The organism is Streptomyces sp. R302 (genome assembly GCF_012927245.1).
In the GTDB taxonomy this organism is placed as follows: Bacteria; Actinomycetota; Actinomycetes; order Streptomycetales; family Streptomycetaceae; genus Streptomyces.
In genome coordinates this window covers 542,741-561,237 of the sequence record NZ_JABBGE010000002.1, presented here as the reverse complement: position 1 = coordinate 561,237, position 18,497 = coordinate 542,741, and the positions used below count along the sequence as shown (strand labels likewise).

At 74.7% G+C, this 18,497-nt stretch carries 18 protein-coding genes; 11 read left to right on the top strand and 7 right to left on the bottom strand.

What is annotated here, in order from left to right; all coding sequences use genetic code 11:
- Positions 1 to 129: 129 nt before the first annotated feature.
- Entirely contained in the window at positions 130 to 1,068 is a 939-nt protein-coding gene (locus tag HHL19_RS08385; protein ID WP_169087194.1) for a hypothetical protein, read from the top strand.
- On the opposite strand, the gene HHL19_RS08380 is transcribed toward HHL19_RS08385, so the two are convergent.
- On the bottom strand, positions 1,044 to 3,230 hold the full coding sequence (locus HHL19_RS08380) for a prolyl oligopeptidase family serine peptidase (RefSeq protein ID WP_169087192.1): 2,187 nt from the start codon (positions 3,228 to 3,230) through the stop codon (positions 1,044 to 1,046). The two genes, HHL19_RS08385 and HHL19_RS08380, sit on opposite strands and share 25 nt — an antisense overlap.
- Before the next feature lie 259 nt (positions 3,231 to 3,489).
- Here HHL19_RS08380 and HHL19_RS08375 point away from each other — a divergent pair, with 259 nt between their 5' ends.
- The 4 genes from HHL19_RS08375 to HHL19_RS08360 all read left to right on the top strand — a co-directional run bounded on the left by HHL19_RS08375 (position 3,490) and on the right by HHL19_RS08360 (position 7,328).
- Entirely contained in the window at positions 3,490 to 3,690 is a 201-nt protein-coding gene (locus tag HHL19_RS08375; RefSeq protein WP_169087190.1) for a hypothetical protein, read from the top strand.
- Between the two features lie 41 nt (positions 3,691 to 3,731).
- On the top strand, positions 3,732 to 4,658 hold the full coding sequence (mshB, locus tag HHL19_RS08370) for an N-acetyl-1-D-myo-inositol-2-amino-2-deoxy-alpha-D-glucopyranoside deacetylase (protein ID WP_169087188.1): 927 nt from the start codon (positions 3,732 to 3,734) through the stop codon (positions 4,656 to 4,658).
- Complete coding sequence (locus HHL19_RS08365) at positions 4,655 to 5,008, top strand: DUF6113 family protein (protein WP_169087186.1); 354 nt, start codon at positions 4,655 to 4,657, stop codon at positions 5,006 to 5,008. The genes mshB and HHL19_RS08365 overlap by 4 nt, the downstream gene beginning before the upstream one ends.
- A 151-nt stretch (positions 5,009 to 5,159) precedes the next feature.
- On the top strand, positions 5,160 to 7,328 hold the full coding sequence (locus HHL19_RS08360; protein ID WP_206325342.1) for a hypothetical protein: 2,169 nt from the start codon (positions 5,160 to 5,162) through the stop codon (positions 7,326 to 7,328).
- A 75-nt stretch (positions 7,329 to 7,403) separates the two neighbouring features.
- On the opposite strand, the gene HHL19_RS08355 is transcribed toward HHL19_RS08360, so the two are convergent.
- Entirely contained in the window at positions 7,404 to 7,766 is a 363-nt protein-coding gene (locus HHL19_RS08355; protein WP_169087184.1) for a DUF1304 domain-containing protein, read from the bottom strand.
- Positions 7,767 to 8,330: 564 nt separating this feature from the next.
- Between HHL19_RS08355 and HHL19_RS08350 the strand changes: the two genes are divergently transcribed.
- The gene (locus HHL19_RS08350) at positions 8,331 to 8,795 is read left to right on the top strand and encodes a MarR family transcriptional regulator (protein WP_169087182.1); all 465 of its coding nucleotides are present in this window, start codon (positions 8,331 to 8,333) and stop codon (positions 8,793 to 8,795) included.
- Positions 8,796 to 9,360: 565 nt separating this feature from the next.
- Positions 9,361 to 10,176, top strand: coding sequence for an inositol monophosphatase family protein (locus HHL19_RS08345; RefSeq protein ID WP_169087180.1), 816 nt, complete (start codon positions 9,361 to 9,363; stop codon positions 10,174 to 10,176).
- A 30-nt stretch (positions 10,177 to 10,206) separates the two neighbouring features.
- Here HHL19_RS08345 and HHL19_RS08340 read toward each other — a convergent pair whose 3' ends face one another.
- Both HHL19_RS08340 and HHL19_RS08335 read right to left on the bottom strand, forming a co-directional pair.
- A complete protein-coding gene (locus tag HHL19_RS08340; RefSeq protein ID WP_346768449.1) occupies positions 10,207 to 11,064 on the bottom strand; it encodes a transglutaminase-like domain-containing protein in 858 nt (285 codons plus the stop codon).
- Between the two features lie 7 nt (positions 11,065 to 11,071).
- Positions 11,072 to 12,082, bottom strand: coding sequence for a GNAT family N-acetyltransferase (locus HHL19_RS08335; RefSeq protein WP_169087178.1), 1,011 nt, complete (start codon positions 12,080 to 12,082; stop codon positions 11,072 to 11,074).
- A 112-nt stretch (positions 12,083 to 12,194) separates the two neighbouring features.
- Between HHL19_RS08335 and fdxA the strand changes: the two genes are divergently transcribed.
- On the top strand, positions 12,195 to 12,515 hold the full coding sequence (fdxA, locus tag HHL19_RS08330) for a ferredoxin (protein WP_015035968.1): 321 nt from the start codon (positions 12,195 to 12,197) through the stop codon (positions 12,513 to 12,515).
- A gap of 111 nt (positions 12,516 to 12,626) precedes the next feature.
- Positions 12,627 to 13,721: a bifunctional succinyldiaminopimelate transaminase/glutamate-prephenate aminotransferase gene (locus HHL19_RS08325; protein ID WP_169087176.1), complete on the top strand. Its 1,095-nt coding sequence runs from the start codon at positions 12,627 to 12,629 to the stop codon at positions 13,719 to 13,721.
- Between the two features lie 74 nt (positions 13,722 to 13,795).
- Here the strand turns inward: HHL19_RS08325 and HHL19_RS08320 are convergent, their stop codons facing one another.
- Both HHL19_RS08320 and HHL19_RS08315 read right to left on the bottom strand, forming a co-directional pair.
- The gene (locus HHL19_RS08320) at positions 13,796 to 14,245 is read right to left on the bottom strand and encodes an ATP-binding protein (RefSeq protein WP_169087174.1); all 450 of its coding nucleotides are present in this window, start codon (positions 14,243 to 14,245) and stop codon (positions 13,796 to 13,798) included.
- A 391-nt stretch (positions 14,246 to 14,636) separates the two neighbouring features.
- Positions 14,637 to 15,557 (bottom strand): hypothetical protein, encoded by a 921-nt coding sequence (locus tag HHL19_RS08315; RefSeq protein WP_169087172.1) that lies wholly within the window; start codon positions 15,555 to 15,557, stop codon positions 14,637 to 14,639.
- Between the two features lie 29 nt (positions 15,558 to 15,586).
- Here HHL19_RS08315 and dapE point away from each other — a divergent pair, with 29 nt between their 5' ends.
- Together dapE and HHL19_RS08305 are read left to right on the top strand one after the other, a co-directional pair.
- Positions 15,587 to 16,702, top strand: a complete 1,116-nt coding sequence (dapE, locus tag HHL19_RS08310; RefSeq protein ID WP_169087170.1) for a succinyl-diaminopimelate desuccinylase — start codon at positions 15,587 to 15,589, stop codon at positions 16,700 to 16,702.
- A 79-nt stretch (positions 16,703 to 16,781) separates the two neighbouring features.
- Complete coding sequence (locus tag HHL19_RS08305) at positions 16,782 to 17,531, top strand: TIGR00730 family Rossman fold protein (RefSeq protein ID WP_169087167.1); 750 nt, start codon at positions 16,782 to 16,784, stop codon at positions 17,529 to 17,531.
- 27 nt (positions 17,532 to 17,558) lie between these two features.
- Here HHL19_RS08305 and folP read toward each other — a convergent pair whose 3' ends face one another.
- Positions 17,559 to 18,419 (bottom strand): dihydropteroate synthase, encoded by an 861-nt coding sequence (folP, locus tag HHL19_RS08300; protein ID WP_169087165.1) that lies wholly within the window; start codon positions 18,417 to 18,419, stop codon positions 17,559 to 17,561.
- Between the last annotated feature and the right edge of the window lie 78 nt (positions 18,420 to 18,497).

Below are 18,497 nucleotides of genomic sequence, written 5' to 3'. Positions count from 1 at the left end.
ACTGGATCCTGTCGGACATGCGGCCCGTGCGGGTGCCGTCGACCGGCGGGGGCTCCCCGGAGCCCCCGCCGGAACACCGTTCCGCGGAACCGCTTGCCCCCGCCGCCCCCGACCGTGAGTATCGGCCCCGTGACTGTCACACGACCGGCACGTCTCACCGGCGCGGCGCTCGCCGCCGTCCTCGCGCTCGTCCCCTTCGTCTGGATCCTGCGCGACCTCGCCGCCCTCGGCTCGCCCGAGGACCTGTTCCGGTACTGGACCGGCGACCGCCTCGTGCCCGGCCGCGCCCGGTCGGCCACCACCCTGCTCGACCCGCTGCTCTGCCTCGCCGCCGCCGGCACCGCCCTCGCGGCCCTCCGCTCCCGGCACGCCGCCGCCGCGCTCGCCGCCGCCGGCGCCGTCACCCTCGCCGTACGCCTCCCCGGCCTCTGGACCCACGGCACCGGCCCCCTCGTCACCGCCCTCGCCGAACTCGCCCTCGGCGCCGGGCTCCTCGCCACCGCCCTCGCCGGCCGCCGCCCGCCCACCGGCCCCGACGAACCGGTCCCCACCCGGCCCCGCCGCGCCCCGGCCGCCGCCGCCGGCGTCCTGCTCGCCGTCGCCGCCCTCGTCCTGCTCGCCGGGGAGATCGACCGGGCCGCCGGGCTCGGCCCCCGCCTCGCCGTCGACCGCTTCACCGGCGGCCGCTCCGTCCTCGGCGCCGCGCTCGGCGTCCCGCCCGGCTGGCTCGCCGCCGTCCTCGTCGCCCTCCACCTGACGGCCGCCGTCTCCGCCTTCGCCGCCGCCCGGCACACCCGCCCCCTCGGCCTCCTCGCCGGCGGCCTCCTCCTCGGCACCGGCCTCGCCGAACTCGCCCGCCTCGCCCGGCTCCACCTCCACGACGACGTCGTGTACGTCCAGGCCCCCGAACTCGACGTCCCCGGCCTCGCCACCGCGCTCTACGGCGCGCTCGCCGGGGCCGCCGCCCTCGCCCTCCTGGCCGGGCGCGGCGCCCCCGACGCCGCACCCGCCCCCGGGATCCCGGCGGCGACCCCGTCGCCGCCCTACCCGCGCCCGCCGGGCTGGTGACCGGCGAAACCGCCAAGGGACCGCTTCAGGAAGTCGACCTGGAGCAGCAGCAGGTTCTCCGCCACCTGCTCCTGCGGGGTCATGTGCGTCACCCCCGACAGCGGCAGCACCTCGTGCGGGCGGCCCGCCGCGAGCAGCGCCGACGACAGCCGCAGCGCGTGCGCCACCACCACGTTGTCGTCCGCGAGCCCGTGCACGACCATCATCGGCCGGACCGGCTCCGCGGGCTCCGACAGACCGTCGTCGGTGAGCAGCGACTGCGCCGCGTACACCCCAGGCTCCGCCTGCGGGGTGCCCAGGTACCGCTCGGTGTAGTGGGTGTCGTACAGCCGCCAGTCCGTCACCGGCGCCCCCACCACCGCCGCGTGGAAGACGTCCGGCCGCCGCAGCACCGCGAGCCCCGCCAGATAGCCGCCGAACGACCAGCCCCGCACCGCCACCCGGTTTAGGTCCAGCGGGAACCGCTCCGCGAGCGCCCGCACCGCCGCCACCTGGTCCTCCAGCGTCACCGCGAAGTCCCGCAGCACCGCCTTCTCCCACGCGGGGGAGCGCCACGGCGTCCCCCGGCCGTCCGCCACCACCACCGCGAAGCCCTGCTCGGCGAACCACTGCGACGTCAGGTGCGCGTTGTGCGCGGCGACCACCCGGGGCCCGTGCGGGCCGCCGTACGGATCCATGAGGACCGGCAGCGGCCCGTGCCCCTCCTCGTACCAGGACGGCAGCAGCACCGCGCAGGGGATCCGCCGCTCACCGGCCTCCGTGAGCACCGGCCTGGCCCGCAGCGGCGGTTCGGCCGCGTACGAGCCCACCACCGCCACCTGCCGCCCCGCGCGCAGCACGCGTGCCACCGAACCCGGCGCGTCCGGCCGGGAGGAGACGAGCACGGTCACCGCGCCGCCGCGCACCGCCCCGTGCCAGCCCGCGCCCTCCGAGACCCGCTCCACGCCCGCCGACGACACCCGGTACACATGCGCCTCGCCCGTCTCCGGGGTCCCGGCCGCCTCGCCCGCCGACGCCGACACCAGCACGTCGTCCTCGCCGACGTCCAGCACCGCCCGCACGTGCAGCGAGGCGTCCGTCAGCCGCTCCTCGCCCACCGACAGCGCCCGCGCCCCGCTCTCGTCGCCGATCCGTACAAGGCGCCCGTCCGGCGACCAGCACGGCACCCCCGGCAGCAGCTCCAGCCAGGCCGGGTCCTCCTCCTCCCGCACGGTCGCCGTCGTGCCCGACGCCGTGTCCACCGCGAGCACCCGCTGGCTCCGCTGGTCCCTGGCCTGCACCAGGAGCAGCGGCGCGCCCGCCGACGACCAGTGCACGCGCGCGAGGTACGGGAACCGCTCCCGGTCCCACACCACTTCGGTACGGGAGCCGTCGAGGCCGTAGCGGAAGAGCCGCACCTCCGCGTCGGGCGTCCCCGCCGCCGGGTACGCCACCCGCTGCGGCTCCCGGTCCGGGTGCGCGGGGTCCGCGATGTACCACCGGCGCACCTCGCGGTCGTCCGCGCGGGCCACGAGGAGCGCGTCCGACTCCGGAGACCACCAGAATCCGCGGTCCCGTCCCATTTCCTCCGAGGCGATGAATTCGGCCAATCCGTAGGTGCTGGTCCCGTCCTCCGGAACCGCCAGTTCCCGATCGCTGGAACCATCCGCTCCGACCACCCGCAACGCCCCGCCCGACACGTACGCCACCAGGCGCCCGTCCGGCGAGGGCCGCGGGTCGATCACCGGCCCCGGCACCGGCAGCTCCCGCGCCGTCCCGGCCCGCAGCTCGGCCGCGAACAGCCTCCCTGACAGGGCGAACGCCGCCAGCTCCACCGTCGCGTCCACCGCGTAGCCGACGATCCCCGCCGACCCCTCGCGGCTCCGCTCGCGCCGCGCCCGCTCCTCCGCCGACAGCTCCTCCTCGGCCCCCGCGAGCAGCGCGGACGGCTCCGCGACGACCCGCTCCACCGGTTCCCCGCCGTCCGCCGGCAGGTCGAGCACCATCAGCGCGTGCGTGCGGTCCGTGCCGGATCCGGAACGGACGAAGACGACCCGCTCCCCGTCCGGGGAGACCGAGAAACCGCGTGGCACCCCGAGCGTGAACCGCTGGGTCCTGGCGTGCAGACGCGGGAAGGAAAGCCCCACGGATGGGGCGGCTGAGTGCTGCTGAGACAAGGTCATACGGCCGAAAGTAGCGCTGTACGCCCCCTCGCGCGCCTGTACGCCGATCAATGCGCGGGTACGGATAGTTATGATCCGTAGCGCTTGGTGGGTGTCCCTTCGTGGGTATGCACTCGCGTGGGGTCCCCGGGCACATGCCCGAGGCCCGCACCGGCCGCACGAAGCACGGGCACCACCCGTACGCACCACTCGCACCAACCGCACGCAACCGCACGCACGAACCGCTCGAACAACCGACCGAAGGTGGAGGTGAACCGCCGTGGCACTCTCGCTCTCGATCTCCGTGGTGGTGCTGCTGGCGATCGTCGTCTTCCTGCTGATCCGGAAATCCGGACTCAAAGCCGGTCACGCGGTGGTCTGTGCGCTCCTGGGCTTCTACCTCGCCAGCTCCTCCCTCTCCGACTCCATCACCACCCTCACCACCAACGTGGCGAGCATGATCGCGGGCCTCAAGTTCTGACCCGGACGGTCGGCGGCGCCCCCGCCTCGTAGGCTGGGGCCATGACCGATCTCCCCGCCCGTCGTCTGCTCCTCGTGCACGCGCACCCGGACGACGAGTCGATCAACAACGGCGCCACCATGGCCAGGTACGCGGCCGAAGGCGCCCTGGTCACCCTGGTCACCTGCACCCTGGGCGAGGAGGGCGAGGTCATCCCGCCCGAGCTCGCCCACCTGGCCCCCGACCGCGAGGACCGCCTCGGCCCCCACCGCGTCGGCGAACTCGCCGCCGCCATGGCCGTCCTCGGCGTCACCGACCACCGCTTCCTCGGCGGCGAGGGCCGCTTCCGCGACTCCGGCATGATGGGCGTCCCCCAGAACGAGCGCGCGAACGCCTTCTGGAACACGGACGTGGACACCGCCGCCGCCCACCTCGTCGAGGTCGTCCGCGAGACCCGCCCCCAGGTCCTCGTCACCTACGACCCCGACGGCGGCTACGGCCACCCCGACCACATCCAGGCCCACCGCGTCGCCATGCGCGCCGCCGACCTCGCCGCCGACCCCGCGTACCGCCCCGACCTCGGCCCCGCCCACACCATCGCCAAGATCTACTGGAACCGGGTGCCCCGCCCCGTCGCCGAGGCCGGCTTCGCCCGGCTCGCCGCCGAGGGCTCCGCCTTCCCCGGGGACGCCGCCGTCGACGACGTCCCCGGAGTCGTCGACGAGGACCGGATCACCGCCGAGATCGCCGGCGGCGACCCCGCCGCCGCGAGCTCGTACGCGGCCCGCAAGAGCGCCGCCATGGCCGCCCACGCCACCCAGATCGCCGTCGACGGCCCCTGGTTCGCCCTCTCCAACGACCTCGGCCAGCCCCTCCTCACCACCGAGTACTACGAACTCGTCCGCGGCACCCCCGGCGCCCCGGTCGGCGAACGCGAGACCGACCTCTTCGCGGGCCTCTCCGCCACCGGAGAGGAGACGGGCCGATGACCACCCCCGCCGCCCGGTACGCCGCATACGCCGGCCTCCTCGTCCTCGGCGCCCTCGTCGGCACCGCCGGCGCCCTCGTCCAGGCCGCCTGGCTGCCCCTCGGGCTGCTCCTCGCCCTCCTCGCCACCGCCGCCCTCTTCTACGGCGGCCTGCGCGCCACCGGCAACCAGGTCGGCCTCGCCGCCGCGGGCGGCGGCTGGCTCCTCGCCGTCATCGTGCTCAGCCTCGGCCGCCCCGAGGGCGACGGGCTCTTCGGCGGAGGCCTCGGCGAGCTGGTCTTCCTCTTCGGCGGCATGGGCGCCGCTGTGATCTGCGCCACCGTCAGCAGGCTGCCGCAGAGCACCCCGTAGACCCTCGGGAAACCACCCGTGAGCAGCGGGACTTCCCACCGGGCGGATAACCTGCGGCGCCGGACAGTATGGTGGTGCGCGCCGCCGAACCGCCCGGGAAAGTACGAGCATCAGCAAGAGCGGGCGGCGGAGCCAACCGGGAGATCCTGCTTTGAGTCGTGAAACTGGTCGAGAGACCGACAGTTCGTCCTCCGGCGCCCAGGGGCGCGGCGGGGCAGCCTACCCGTCGGGAACCCAGCCCTACGGATCCCGCGAGTACCCGTCGCTCCACCCGACGCAGGACGCGCCGGAGGAGACCTCCGCCGCGTCCGCGCCGCCGGAGGAACCGAAGACCGAGACCACCCTGACGACCCGGATCCGCATCAACATTCCGGGTTCGCGGCCGATCCCGCCCGTCGTGGTCCGCAAGCCCGTCGCGGAGGCCGAGACCGACGCCCCGGCCGAGCCGGAGCGACCCGCCCCGGCCCCCGAGCCCGCGCCCGCGCCGGCCCCCGCGCCGGCCGCGCCCGAGCCGCCGCAGGCCGCCGCCGAGGCCCAGGCCGCCAAGGCCAAGGAGACCAGCGACTGGTTCGCCCCCCGCAAGAACGCGGGCCCGGCCCCCGCCGCCCCCACGGGCGGCCCCACGACACCCGCCCCGAAGGCCCCCGGCGGCCCGCAGACGCCCGGCACCGGCTTCGCGGGCTCCGCGACCGCCGGAGTGCCCACGGTCGGCAGCACGCCCTCCAGCCGCCCCGTCAGCAACCCGCTGTACGACACCGGCACCCTCCCCGGCTACGAGGGCACCCCCGCCGCCGGCGTCCCCCTCTACGACGGCCCCCTGCCCGACGGCACCCCCGCCGACGGCACGCCCCGCTACGACGGCCAGCCCACCGGCCCCACCACGGGCCCGGCCTCCGGCATCGCCGACCTCGGCACCGGCCAGGGCCCCCGCCCGCCGATGCCGCAGCGCCCCGGCGGCCCGCGCCCCGGCGCCCCCCGCCCCGGCGGCCCCCTCCCGGGTGCCCCGAAGGCGGGCGGCCCGCTCGCCGGCGGCCCCGGCGCCGGCGCACCGCGCCTGTCCGACGACACCGCGATCCTGACCCCGCAGCAGCTCGGCACCGTGCGCGGCCCGGGCGGCCAGGGCGGTCCCGGTGGCCCCGGCGGCCGGCGTGGCCAGGCCGGTCCGCCGGAGGGCGGCGGCCGGATCTCCGGCGACACCCTCACCAGCGGCCTCCCGGTCGTCCCCCCGGCCGACGGCCGCCCCGACCCCAACCCGCGCCCCGACGGGCACCGGGCCCCGTCCCCGGCCGCCCAGCGGCAGCAGCCCGCGCCGGGCCTCACGCCCGTCCCCAAGCCCGCCCCCGCCCCGTCCCGGGCCGCGGCCCCGGCCAAGAAGGGCCGCTCCAAGCTGGTCCTCGCCGCCGTCGGCATCGTCGGCATCGCGGGCGTCGCCTACGGCGCCGGGCTCCTCCTGAACCACTCCGACGTCCCCAAGGGCACCACCGTCCTCGGCGTCGACATCGGCGGCGGCACGAAGGAGGAGGCCGTCGCCAAGCTGGAGGCGAGCCTCGGCAAGCGCGCCGCGACCCCGCTCCAGCTCACCGTCGGCGGCAAGAAGATCCAGCTCGCCCCCGACAAGGCCGGCCTCGCCCTGGACAGCCAGGAGACCGTCCGGGGCGCCGCGGGCAGCGACTACAACCCCGTCTCGGTGATCGGCTCCCTCTTCGGCGGCGAGCGCGTCGCCAAGCCGGTCTTCCCGGTCGACGACGAGAAGCTCGCCGTCGCCCTGCGGGACCTCGCGGGCTCCTCCTCGTCGGCGACCGAGGCGACGATCCTCTTCGCCCCGAACAAGGTCACCGCCGTCGAGGGCAAGCCCGGCCAGGGCCTCGACGTCCAGCGTTCGATGATCTCGGTCAAGGACGCCTTCCGCGCCCAGGTCGAGACCGGCGTGAACAAGGTCGTCGAACTCCCGGTCAGCGTCCGCAACCCCACCGTCACCAAGGCCGAACTGGACCGGGCGATGAAGGAGTTCGCGGAGCCCGCCATGTCCGGCCTGATCACCATCAAGGCCGGCGGCAAGTCCATCGACTTCGGCCCGGCCCGCTCGCTGCCGCAGATCCTCTCCATGAAGGCCGTCGACGGCCACCTGGTGGAGGTCTACGACAAGAAGGCGATCACCCGCCTCCTCGAAGGCACCTTCAAGGGCATCATGGTCACCAAGGGCGACGGCTCGAAGCACGAGGTCTCCGCCGACGAGGTCGCCTTCGTCATGCGCGACGCCCTCCGGGGCAGGACGAAGGCGGAGCGCACCGCCACGATCGACCTCTCGGGCAACGGCTGACCCCCGGCACGACACCCGAGCGAACGGCCCCCGCCCTCACCCGAGGCCGGGGGCCGTTCGCTCGTCCGCACCCTCTCAGCCGGCGACCAGCACGGCGGACAACGCGAGCGCCCCGGGCAGCGCCTGAGCGAAGAGGATCCGCCGGTTGGCGGTGACGGCCCCGTAGACCCCCGCGACGACGACGCAGGACAGGAAGAACACCTGCACCCGGAACCCGGTGGGATCGTCCGCGATCAGCCCCCACACGAGCCCGGCGGCGATGAAGCCGTTGTAGAGCCCCTGATTGGCGGCCATGGCGGCGGTCTCCCGGGCGAGCCGTGCGTCGAACCCGGAGAACCTCCGCCCGGTCTCCTTCTCCCACAGGAACATCTCCATGACGAGGATGTAGAGGTGGAGCAGCGCGATCAGGGCGACGAGAATATCGGCGGTCAAGGACATGCCCCCATTGTGACCGCCCACCCGCCCCCACCCCCACGAGGGCGCGCGCCGGGCGTTTCTCGGGTGGGCCGGGTGGGATGGGCGCGGGTGCGGCCGCCCTCTTTCCGAGAGTGGCACCTTCCGCCGCCGCGTCAAGGGCGCCTTCGGCGTCGCTGCGCGATGGGCTGCGCCCACCCTTGCCCCGGCGGCGGAAGCCGCCGGGACACTCTCGGAGGGCGGCCGGGGGCGGGGCCACCGGGGAGGCGGGGAATGGGCGCGCGTCCGCGTCCGGATAGCGGGCTGGTGGGTGGGGGCCGGGTATCGCTCCGGCCCGCTGATGTCTGTACGCGGGTGGGGTGGGGCTCGGTATGTGGCGTGCGCCGGTGGGGCCGTGTCGATGGGTCCGTGGTGCGCGGCCGTTGCATGGGGTGCATGGTCCGGGCATAGCGGCTGACTGCCGTCGTCCGGTCGGGATTCAAGCCGGGCTGGTCATTGCGAGGGGGCGGGGACCCGGGAACCTCCTTGACCTCAACTGAACTTGAGGTCCTACGTTGATCGCGTTCCGACGATCACGAGGAGGGGACCATGAGCGTGACGCTCAAGGAGTACTCGCAGGAAGAGCTGGCTGCTCAGCCGGTTGGCGCGTGGACCGGCATGGCGTGCCGGCTGGTGGTCGGCGCCCTTCGCGAGCAGTTGGCGGTGGAGGACCTCACGCAGCCGCACTGGTGGACGCTCAACCACGCTGCCGGGGGACCGGGGAGGTGGACGCGTGCGGCGCTGACCGAGCGGCTGCGGAAGTGGGACGACCGGGGGACGGACTTCGACGGCGTCTACGACGACCTGATCACCCGTGGCTGGCTGACGGAGGACGAGGGGCGCATGACGCTGACCGAGGAGGGAGAGGCCGGACGGATCCGGGCGAGGGAGCGCAACGCGCGCGTGCACCGGCAGGTGCACGAGGGCATCGACCCGGCCGACTTCGCAACCACGATCAACGTCCTGCGCCGCATGGTCGCCAACATGGGCGGTGACGGCAACCTCCCCGACTGACACCCCCACCATCGCGCCCCCGGAGGACTGAACGAACGTAACTCGCGCGGAGCGAGCCAAGGGCAGCCGTAATGTCCGATTGACCGCCATTGTCGGCCCCTAGCCCCCGCTCCGCGCGAGCTACGCACCGCCTTCACCCCTCCCGGGCGGGCGGGCGGCCGCAGCTCACGCAAGGCACCCCAAGGGCGCACGCAATGCCCGAATTGCCCGCCTTCTGTGCCCCCGAATCCCCGCTCCGCGCAGCCAACCCACTCACGGTGACCAGCGGGGCCTGAATCCCAACAGAACGACGACGGTCACCCGCTAAGCCCGGACAGTGCACCCCATTCAACGACCGCGCACCACGGACCCACAGCCACGGCCCACCGGCGCACGCCACAGACCGAGCCCCACCCCACCGGCGTGCCGCACAACTCACAGCGGGAGCGATACCCGGACCCCCACCCACCGGCCCGCACACCGCCCACCACCCCAGCCGATTCCCGACCCCCCGGTGGCCCGGCCGCACCCGCGCCCATCCCACCCGGCCCACCGGTAGAGCCCCCCCCGCGCATACGCTCGCCCCATGATCGAGACAGACCTCTCCGACGTCGAAGTCGCCGCCCTCGCCGCGCGGGTCGGGGCCGGAGTCGTACGGGACGCGTACGGGCGGGAGCTCGAACGGGTCGACAAGGGGGCGGGGGACTTCGCCACCGCCGCCGACATCGCGGCCGAGCGGGCCATCCTGGACGTGCTGCGTGCGGCCCGGCCCGGGGACGGTGTCCTCGGGGAGGAGGGCGGGGCGCGGGGCGCGGTCGGCGCTCGGCGCCAGTGGCTCGTGGATCCGCTCTGCGGGACGCTCAACTACACCGTCGGGAGCAAGCTCGTCGCCGTCAATGTGGCCCTGCGCGGCGGGGCGGCGGCCGTGGCCGATCCGTTCGCGGGCGAGGGCGGCGAGGTGTTCCGTACCGACGGGAAGACCGCCTGGGGCGACGACGGCGCCGTCCTGGTGCCCACCGCCGCCACCGGGCTCGTCGACGTGAACCTCGACCCGCCGTTCCCCTCCGCCCCCGGCTTCCGGGCCGTCGGGCTGCTCGCGCACCCCGACTTCGTCGCCGGTTTCCGGCCCCGGGTCGTGTCGACCTCGCTCGCGCTCGCCTGGGTGGCGGCCGGGAAGCGGGCCGCGTACGTCACCGACGGCGGGGACCTCGCCGACAGCGTCCACTTCGCCGCCGGCATCGCCCTCTGCCGTGCGGCGGGCTGCGTCGTCACCGGCCTCGACGGCACCCCCGTGGGGGAGGGGCCGGCCCGTGGCCTCGTGGCCGCCGCCGACGCCGGGACCCACGCCCGCCTCATGGCGATGATCCGGGAGGCGCCCGCCCGGGGGGGGAGGGGGGAGTGACCCGCGTCGACATCCCCGTACGCCACGCGCCTAGTTGAGGCGCGCCCTGGCCGCCTGGGCGCGGTGGCGGATCGCGGCGGCCGATTCCGGGTCGACCGCGTCCATGATCTGCGCGTACGCCTCCATCTCCGCCGCCCCGGTGAGGAAGTCGCCGCGCTGGACGAGGAGTTCGGCGCGTTCGTAGCGGAGGCGGGCCGGGTGGGAGGGGAGCAGCAGGGCCAGGTCCACCGCCCACAGGGCGACGTCGGAGTGTTCGGGGCGCGGGGTCGCCCAGGCGCGGATGTTGCCGAGGATGCGGAGCACGATGGCGCCGGGTTCGGCCGGGCGGAGCATCGAGCGGTCGAGGGCCTCGCCGGTCGCGCTCGCCACGAGGAGTTCGGCGTCCTCGGCGGTCATGGCGCGGCCGCCCGTGAAGGGGTCGGCGAGGTCGAGGTCGGCGGGGTCGCCGAAGCCGACGACGAAGTGGCCGGGGAGGCCGAGCCCGTACACGGGGGCGCCGGCGCGCCGGGCGACCTCCATCCACACCACGGACAGCAGGATGGGCAGGCCGCGGCGGCGCCGGAGCACCTCGTGGAGGAGTGAGGACTCCAGGCGCTGGTAGTCGGCGGGGACGCCTTCGAAGCCCTCGCGGACGCCGAGGAGGGCCGCCAGTTCCTCCTTCCAGGCGCCGGTGTGCCGGGTGCGGTACGGGACGAGTCCGGCGAGCCGGTCGAGTTCGACGTCCGCCTCGACGAGGTCGTGCTCGGTGACGGTGGGGTCGGCCACCGCGCAGATCAGCAGGCAGAGCCGGGCGAGGTCGGGCCGCTCGGCCCGGGCCTCCTCCGCGAACTCGCGCCGCCGGTCGGGCGGCGGGCCGGACGGTCGTCTCAGGGGGTCCTCCGTGCTCACGCCGCGCTCACGCCTCCGCCCGCCGGTGGTGGCGGTAGTGGTGATAGTGGTGGTGCACCGCGAAGTCCATCCCCTCGTACAGCGTCCGCGCGCCGTCGTTGTCGGCCTCGACCTGGAGCCAGGCCGCCGAGGCGCCCTCGTCGAGCGCCTGCCGGGCGAGCGCGGTCATCACCGCCGTGGCCAGGCCCTGCCGGCGGTGCGCAGGGTCGACCTCCACCGCCATGAACCCCGCCCAGCGGCCGTCCACGACGCAGCGGCCGATGGCCGCCGGCACCTCACCCGTGCCCGCGACGGACGCGAACCACACACTCGGGCCGGACGAGAGCACGTGCCGCACCGCCGGGCTCGCCCCCGTGAACCGCTGGTAGCGGCGCAGCCACGGTTCGTCGAGGGTCCGCGAGAGCCGTACGTCCGCCGGTCCCGGTTCCCGGTCGGCGAGCGGGGCGAGCGAGGCGATCCGGAGTTCGGCGGTGACCTCGCGGCGCCAGCCGAGCCGCTCCAGGTCGGCGCAGAGCAGCTCCTGGGTGGCCTCGGCGCCGGTGGCGGCCTGGACGTACGCGGGCAGCTTCCGGGCCGCGTACCACTCCCGTACGGCCTCCAGGGCCTCGGCGACGGGCCGCCCGGGATCGCCCTCGGGCAGCACCGAGTTGGCGCGGCGGGTGAATCCGTCGGCGGCCCGCAGCGTCCAGGCGCCGAGCGGCTCGCTCTCGACCGGCTGCCAGGCGCGCGCGGCGGCCCGCGAGAGCTCCGGGAAGGTGGCGGCGGGGCCGCGCCGGCGGGCGGGTGCCGCGGGGACCACCTTGCCCGCGGCCAGGCGGAGTTCCGGGATCCGGACGGTATCGCCGCTCTTTCGTGTGATCGTGAGCACACCGGCGTCCCAGGATGTGAGCACCCCGATCGCGTCGGTGAACCGTTCGCCCGGTGCGGCAGAGTCCGTCACGTACCGAACGGAGACACGTTTTCCCACGTCAGCCCTGGTGAGACGGACCTCAAGCCGTCCTCCGCCGATGATTTCCACAGCTTCTCCGCCCCTCCTGTTCGGATCGCCCCCAAGAACGGAGATACTAGGTGCGGGCATCGACGACACCGCGCTCCCGCGCAGACCAGCCCTACCGAGGAGGAACGACAGCGTGACCTACGTCATCGCGCAGCCTTGTGTCGACGTCAAGGACAAGGCTTGCATCGAGGAGTGCCCCGTCGACTGCATCTACGAGGGCAAGCGATCTCTCTACATCCACCCGGACGAGTGCGTCGACTGTGGAGCCTGTGAGCCGGTCTGCCCGGTCGAGGCGATCTTCTACGAGGACGACACCCCGGAGGAGTGGAAGGACTACTACAAGGCGAACGTCGAGTTCTTCGACGAGCTCGGTTCGCCCGGTGGCGCCTCCAAGCTCGGCGAGATCGAGCGCGACCACCCCTTCATCGCCGCCCTGCCGCCGCAGAACGGCTGATCTTTCGTTGCACCCGCTCTCGGTCCCGTACGGCTCCGCCGCCGTGCGGGACCGACGCGTATCCGACGCGTATCGCGTACGTACCTGCGTACTGAGGAAGTGAGCCAACCCGTGAGCGCAGTCTCTTCGCGCCTGCCCGTCTTCCCCTGGGACAAGCTGGAGCCGTACAAGGAGACGGCCCTGGCCCACCCGGACGGGATCGTGGACCTGTCGGTCGGCACGCCGGTCGACCCGGTCCCCGCGCTGATCCAGGAGGCCCTGGTGGCCGCGGCGGACTCGCCGGGCTATCCGACGGTCTGGGGCACGCCGGAGCTGCGGGACGCGCTCACCGGGTGGTGCGAGCGGCGCCTCGGCGCGGTCGGCTTCGCCCACCGGAACGTGCTGCCGGTCGTCGGCTCCAAGGAGCTCGTCGCCTGGCTGCCGACCCAGCTGGGGCTCGGCGCCGGCGACAAGGTGGCCTACCCGCGGCTCGCGTACCCGACGTACGAGGTCGGCGCGCGGCTCTGCGGCGCGGAGGCCGTCGTCTACGACGACCCCACCGAGCTCGACCCGGCCGGTCTGAAGCTGCTCTGGCTCAACTCCCCGTCGAACCCGACGGGGAAGGTGCTCGCGAAGGAGGAGCTCGTCCGGATCGTGGCCTGGGCGCGCGAGCACGGCGTCCTCGTCTTCTCCGACGAGTGCTACCTCGAACTGGGCTGGGAGGCCGACCCGGTGTCGGTCCTGCACCCGGACGTCTGCGGCGGCTCGTACGAGGGGATCGTGGCCGTCCACTCGCTGTCCAAGCGGTCCAACCTGGCGGGGTACCGCGCGGCGTTCATCGCGGGCGACGCGGCCGTCCTGGGCGAGCTGCTCCAGATCCGCAAGCACGGCGGCATGATGACGGCGGCGCCGGTGCAGGCGGCGACCGTCGCCGCGCTCGGCGACGACGCGCACGTCGCGGAGCAGCGGGCGCGGTACGCGGCCCGGCGCGAGGCACTGAAGGCGGCCCTGGAGGCCCACGGCTTCCGCATCGAGCACTCCGAGGCGAGCCTCTACCTGTGGGCGACCCGCGACGAGCCCTGCTGGGACACGGTGGCGTACCTCGCGGAGAAGGGCGTCCTGGTGGCCCCGGGCGACTTCTACGGCGAGGCGGGGGCGCGGCACGTGCGGGTCGCGTTCACGGCGACGGACGAGCGCGTGGCGGCGGCGGTCAAGCGCCTCGGCTGACGGGCGGGCACGCCGGTACGCGGAAGGGCCCGGGCGCGTGGTGCGCCCGGGCCCTTCCGCGTGACGTCGGGTGGTCAGCCGATCGGCAGGCCGCCGAGCATCTGGCCGGCCGGGGCGCCGCCCAGCGCGCCGCCGGCGGGGGTGTTGCCGGCGCTGTCGGCGGCGGCGCCGGCGGTCTGGCCGAGGGCCTCGCCGGCGCCGCCCGCGGTCTCGCCCGCGATCTTCTGGGCCGCCGGGGTGGCGGTCCTGCCGGCCGCGCCCACGGCCTTGCCGGCCGCCGGGACGGCCGTGCCGACGGCCTCGCCGCCGGTCGACCCGGCGACCCCGGTCGCGGTCTGCGCGGCACCGTCGACGGCCGAGCCCGCGTTCGCCGCGTCGAGCGCGGTCAGGCCGCCGAGGGCGCCGGTCGGGGCGAGGCTGTGGTCCAGGGCGCTCGCGGAGCCGGCCGCACCGACCACGGGGGCTGCGCCGGCCGCGACGATCAGGGCGGCGCGGGCGATCCGGCGGGTCAGGGGGAGGGACATGGTGCTCCTTCGACGGGGGAGACGGTGGGACGTTGCCTTTGCGGGCTGCACAACCGAGGCGGGGGCGGGGGAGGTTGCGGGCGTCGAAGGTAAAGGCTGGGTAATGCGTCGTATTGTCGGGTGGGGAGGAAAGCGGACGAACGCCGCCGGACGCTGCGCTGTGCTGAACCGTCACTCCTCTTGCGCCCCAAGCCTCCCGGGCCCCCCACCGTTCCCTCCGGCCCCGGTAGCCCCTCGCCACCCCCCGATCCCCACCCCGAGCGACCCCTCGCACACAGGTCCACCCCACCGCTCCGCCGGGGCGCGCCCACCCGTCGCTCCGGCTGCGGGCGCGTGCGCCCGCGGGGCCTCGGGGGCAAGGGATGCGGGTGCGGTCGCGCGGGCGGGGGTGTCAGGGGGTGAGGCGGAGGCGGACCGTGGGGGGGTCGGAGGCGGCGTCGGGGGCGGGGGCGGCGTTCGACCAGCCGCCCCCCGAGTCGTCCGCGTGCCAGACCTTCCCGCCGTACGACACCTCCGCGACCCGCAGCGTCGCCGCGCGCGCGACCGCCCACTGGGCGAGTTCCCAGCCGCGCCGGTCGGAGCCGTCGCCGACGGGGACGACCAGGACGGCCGGTTCCGCCGCGGAGCGCCCCGCGCTGGCGCCGCCGGAGACGGAGGTGGGCGCGGCGGAATCGCCGAAGGCCCGTACCAGCTCCGTACGGACGAAGGCGGGGTCGCCGGGGCGGTCCTCCTTGAGGTCCGCCGTGCACGACAGGGAGGCCGGCGCCCGGCCCGTCAGCGCCGCCGACAGCAGCGTCGCGTCCGGCTCGTGCTTGGCGTACGCCTGCGGGAAGCCGCTCTTCTGGACCTTCTGCGCCGCCACCGTCAGCGGCATCCGCGAGTAGCCGGGGACCTTCTCCAGGCCCTCGTAGAACTTCCCCGCCGAGTACACCGGGTCCATGATCTGCTCCGGCGTGCCCCAGCCCATGGACGGCCGCTGCTGGAAGAGGCCGAGCGAGTCCCGGTCGCCGTGCCGGATGTTGCGCAGCGCCGACTCCTGGAGCGCGGTCGCCAGCGCGATCGTGACGGCCCGCTCCGGCAGGCCGCGCGAGGTGCCGACCGCCGCGATCGTCGCCGCGTTCGACGCCTGCTCGGGGGTGAACTCGTACCGCTGGTCCCCGCTGCCCACCGCGCACCGCGGCGCGCCTTTGCTGCCGGTCATCTGGTGGACCGCGACGTACGACGCGAGGCCGCACAGCACGGCGAGGGCGGCGGCCGAACGGGCGAGTCGGCCGCGACGGGCGGGGCGGGGGGAGTCGGACACGGGGCCCACCGTACTGGAGGCCGGGTTAGGGTCGGCATATGGCTGACATCACCCCGCAGGAGACTGCCCAGGAGACCTCGCTCGACCTCGCCCGGGACGGGGCCGCGCTCACCGCCGCCCTCGTCGACTTCGCGTCCGTCAGCGGGACCGAGAAGCCGCTCGCCGACGCCATCGAGCAGGCCCTGCGCGCCCTGCCGCACCTCTCGGTCGACCGGTACGGCAACAACGTCGTCGCCCGGACGAACCTCGGCCGCGCCGAGCGGGTCGTCCTCGCCGGCCACATCGACACCGTGCCGATCGCCGACAACGTGCCGTCCCGGCTCGACGGGGACGGCGTCCTGTGGGGCTGCGGCACCTCCGACATGAAGTCCGGTGTCGCCGTGCAGCTGCGGATCGCCGCGACGGTGCCGGAGCCCAACCGCGACCTCACCTTCGTCTTCTACGACAACGAGGAGGTCGCCGCCGACCTCAACGGCCTCGGGAAGATCGCCGCCGCCCACCCCGAGTGGCTGGAGGGCGACTTCGCGGTCCTCCTGGAGCCCTCCGACGGGCAGGTCGAGGGCGGCTGCCAGGGCACCCTCCGCGTCATCCTGCGCACGGCCGGCGAGCGCGCCCACTCCGCCCGCTCCTGGATGGGCTCCAACGCCATCCACACCGCCGCGCCGATCCTCGCCCGCCTCGCCGCGTACGAGCCGCGCAAGCCGGTCATCGACGGCCTGGAGTACCACGAGGGCCTCAACGCGGTCGCGATCGAGGGCGGCGTCGCCACCAACGTCATCCCCGACGCCTGCGCGGTCACGGTCAACTACCGGTACGCCCCCGACCGCTCGCCGGCCGAGGCGCTCGCGCACGTCCGCGAGGTCTTCGCCGACTGCGACATCGCCGAGTTCGTCGTCGACGACGAGAGCCCCGGCGCGCTGCCCGGCCTCTCCCACCCCGCGGCCGAGGCGTTCATGAAGGCGGTCGGCGGCACCGCGATGCCCAAGTTCGGCTGGACCGACGTCTCCCGCTTCAGCGCGCTCGGCGTGCCCGCGGTCAACTACGGCCCCGGGGACCCGATCTACGCGCACAAGCGCGACGAGCACGTGCACGTGGACCGGATCCACCACTGCGAGGCACGGCTCCACGACTGGCTGACCGCTCGTCTCCCGTAATTTCGCATTTCGTCACCTCAGGAGTCCTACCCTGACCCAAGAGCCAGAGAAGATCGTGGATCGGCGGAGGGAGCAGGCCATGGGCATTCCCGAGGGAATGGCGAAGCCGGAGGAGCAGCGGCTCGGTCCGGTGCTGAGGCGGAGGGACCAGGTCAAGCCGGGCACCACGGACCAGCGGCTGCTCGACACCGAGGGCGATTCGGAGTGGGTGCACACCGACCCCTGGCGGGTCATGCGCATCCAGTCCGAGTTCGTCGAGGGCTTCGGTGCGCTCGCCGAACTGCCGAGCGCGATCAGCGTCTTCGGCTCGGCCCGTACGAAGCCGGACTCGCCCGAGTACGAGGCGGGCGTACGCCTCGGGCGGGCGCTCGTCGAGGCGGGCTTCGCGGTCATCACGGGCGGCGGCCCGGGCGCCATGGAGGCGGCCAACAAGGGCGCCCGGGAGGCGAAGGGCGTCTCGGTCGGCCTCGGCATCGAGCTCCCCTTCGAGCAGGGGCTCAACCCGCACGTCGACATCGGCGTGAACTTCCGGTACTTCTTCGTCCGCAAGACGATGTTCGTGAAGTACGCGCAGGGCTTCGTCGTCCTGCCCGGCGGCCTCGGCACCCTCGACGAGCTCTTCGAGGCGCTCACCCTGGTGCAGACCCGCAAGGTGACCCGCTTCCCGATCGTGCTCTTCGGCACGGAGTACTGGAAGGGCCTCGTCGACTGGCTGCGCGACTCGGTTGTCGCCGGCGGCAAGGCGAGCGAGCGCGACCTCCTCCTCTTCCACGTCACGGACGACGTGGACGAGGCGGTCGCGCTCGTCACCAAGGAGGTCGCCCGCTAGACCCCGTGAGTCCGGCGGGGCGAGGCCTCAGGCCAGGCCCCGCCGGGCCACCGCGGGCTCGCGGTGGCCCGCGATCGTCGCCACCATGTCGAGCACCTGCCGCGTCTCGGCGACCTCGTGGACGCGGTACACCCGCGCGCCCAGCCAGGCCGAGACGGCGGTCGTCGCCAGGGTCCCGAGGACCCGCTCCTTGACCGGCCGGTCGAGGGTCTCGCCGACGAAGTCCTTGTTGGACAGGGAGACGAGGACCGGCCAGCCGGTCTCCGTCATCTCGCCGAGCCGGCGGGTCGCCTCCAGGCTGTGCCGGGTGTTCTTCCCGAAGTCGTGGCCCGGGTCGATCATGATCCCGTCGCGCCGCACGCCCAGCGCGGCCGCCCGCTCGGCCAGGCCCACGGTGACCCGCAGGATGTCGGCCATCACGTCCTCGTACTCGACCCGGTGCGGCCGGGTCCGCGGCTCGGCGCCGCCCGCGTGGGTGCAGACGAGGCCCGCGCCGTACTGCGCGGCGACCTCCGCGAGCCGCGGGTCGACGCCGCCCCACGCGTCGTTCAGCACGTCCGCGCCGGCCTCGCAGACCGCCTCGCCGACGTCCGCCCGCCAGGTGTCCACGCTGATCACCACGTCGGGGTGGCGGCGGCGGACCTCCGCGACGAAGCCGACCGTGCGGCGGGCCTCCTCCTCGGCCGTGACCTCCTCGCCGGGGCCCGCCTTGACCCCGCCGATGTCGATGATCGCGGCGCCCTCGGCGACCGCCTGCTCGACCCGCGCGAGCGCCGGCTCGTCGCGGAAGGTCGCACCCTGGTCGTAGAAGGAGTCCGGCGTCCGGTTCACGATCGCCATGATCACCGGCTCGTGCGGCCCGAACTCACGCCGTCCCAAGCGCAGCATCCCTTATGTCCTCCCTTGCCGCCGCTCACCTGCTCGTCTGTGACCCTAACCGTCGGTGGCACGTGGCACGATCGGCAC

Excerpts from the sequence above, each read along its gene's own strand:
- HHL19_RS08365 (WP_169087186.1), top strand. The coding sequence starts at position 4,655 with ATGACCACCCCCGCCGCCCGGTACGCCGCATACGCCGGCCTCCTCGTC.
- HHL19_RS08320 (WP_169087174.1), bottom strand. The coding sequence starts at position 14,245 with ATGTCCCTCCCCCTGACCCGCCGGATCGCCCGCGCCGCCCTGATCGTC.
- folP (WP_169087165.1), bottom strand. The coding sequence starts at position 18,419 with ATGCTGCGCTTGGGACGGCGTGAGTTCGGGCCGCACGAGCCGGTGATC.
- HHL19_RS08350 (WP_169087182.1), top strand. The coding sequence starts at position 8,331 with ATGAGCGTGACGCTCAAGGAGTACTCGCAGGAAGAGCTGGCTGCTCAG.
- HHL19_RS08380 (WP_169087192.1), bottom strand. The coding sequence starts at position 3,230 with ATGACCTTGTCTCAGCAGCACTCAGCCGCCCCATCCGTGGGGCTTTCC.
- dapE (WP_169087170.1), top strand. The coding sequence starts at position 15,587 with ATGGCTGACATCACCCCGCAGGAGACTGCCCAGGAGACCTCGCTCGAC.
- mshB (WP_169087188.1), top strand. The coding sequence starts at position 3,732 with ATGACCGATCTCCCCGCCCGTCGTCTGCTCCTCGTGCACGCGCACCCG.
- HHL19_RS08305 (WP_169087167.1), top strand. The coding sequence starts at position 16,782 with ATGGGCATTCCCGAGGGAATGGCGAAGCCGGAGGAGCAGCGGCTCGGT.
- HHL19_RS08355 (WP_169087184.1), bottom strand. The coding sequence starts at position 7,766 with ATGTCCTTGACCGCCGATATTCTCGTCGCCCTGATCGCGCTGCTCCAC.
- HHL19_RS08345 (WP_169087180.1), top strand. The coding sequence starts at position 9,361 with ATGATCGAGACAGACCTCTCCGACGTCGAAGTCGCCGCCCTCGCCGCG.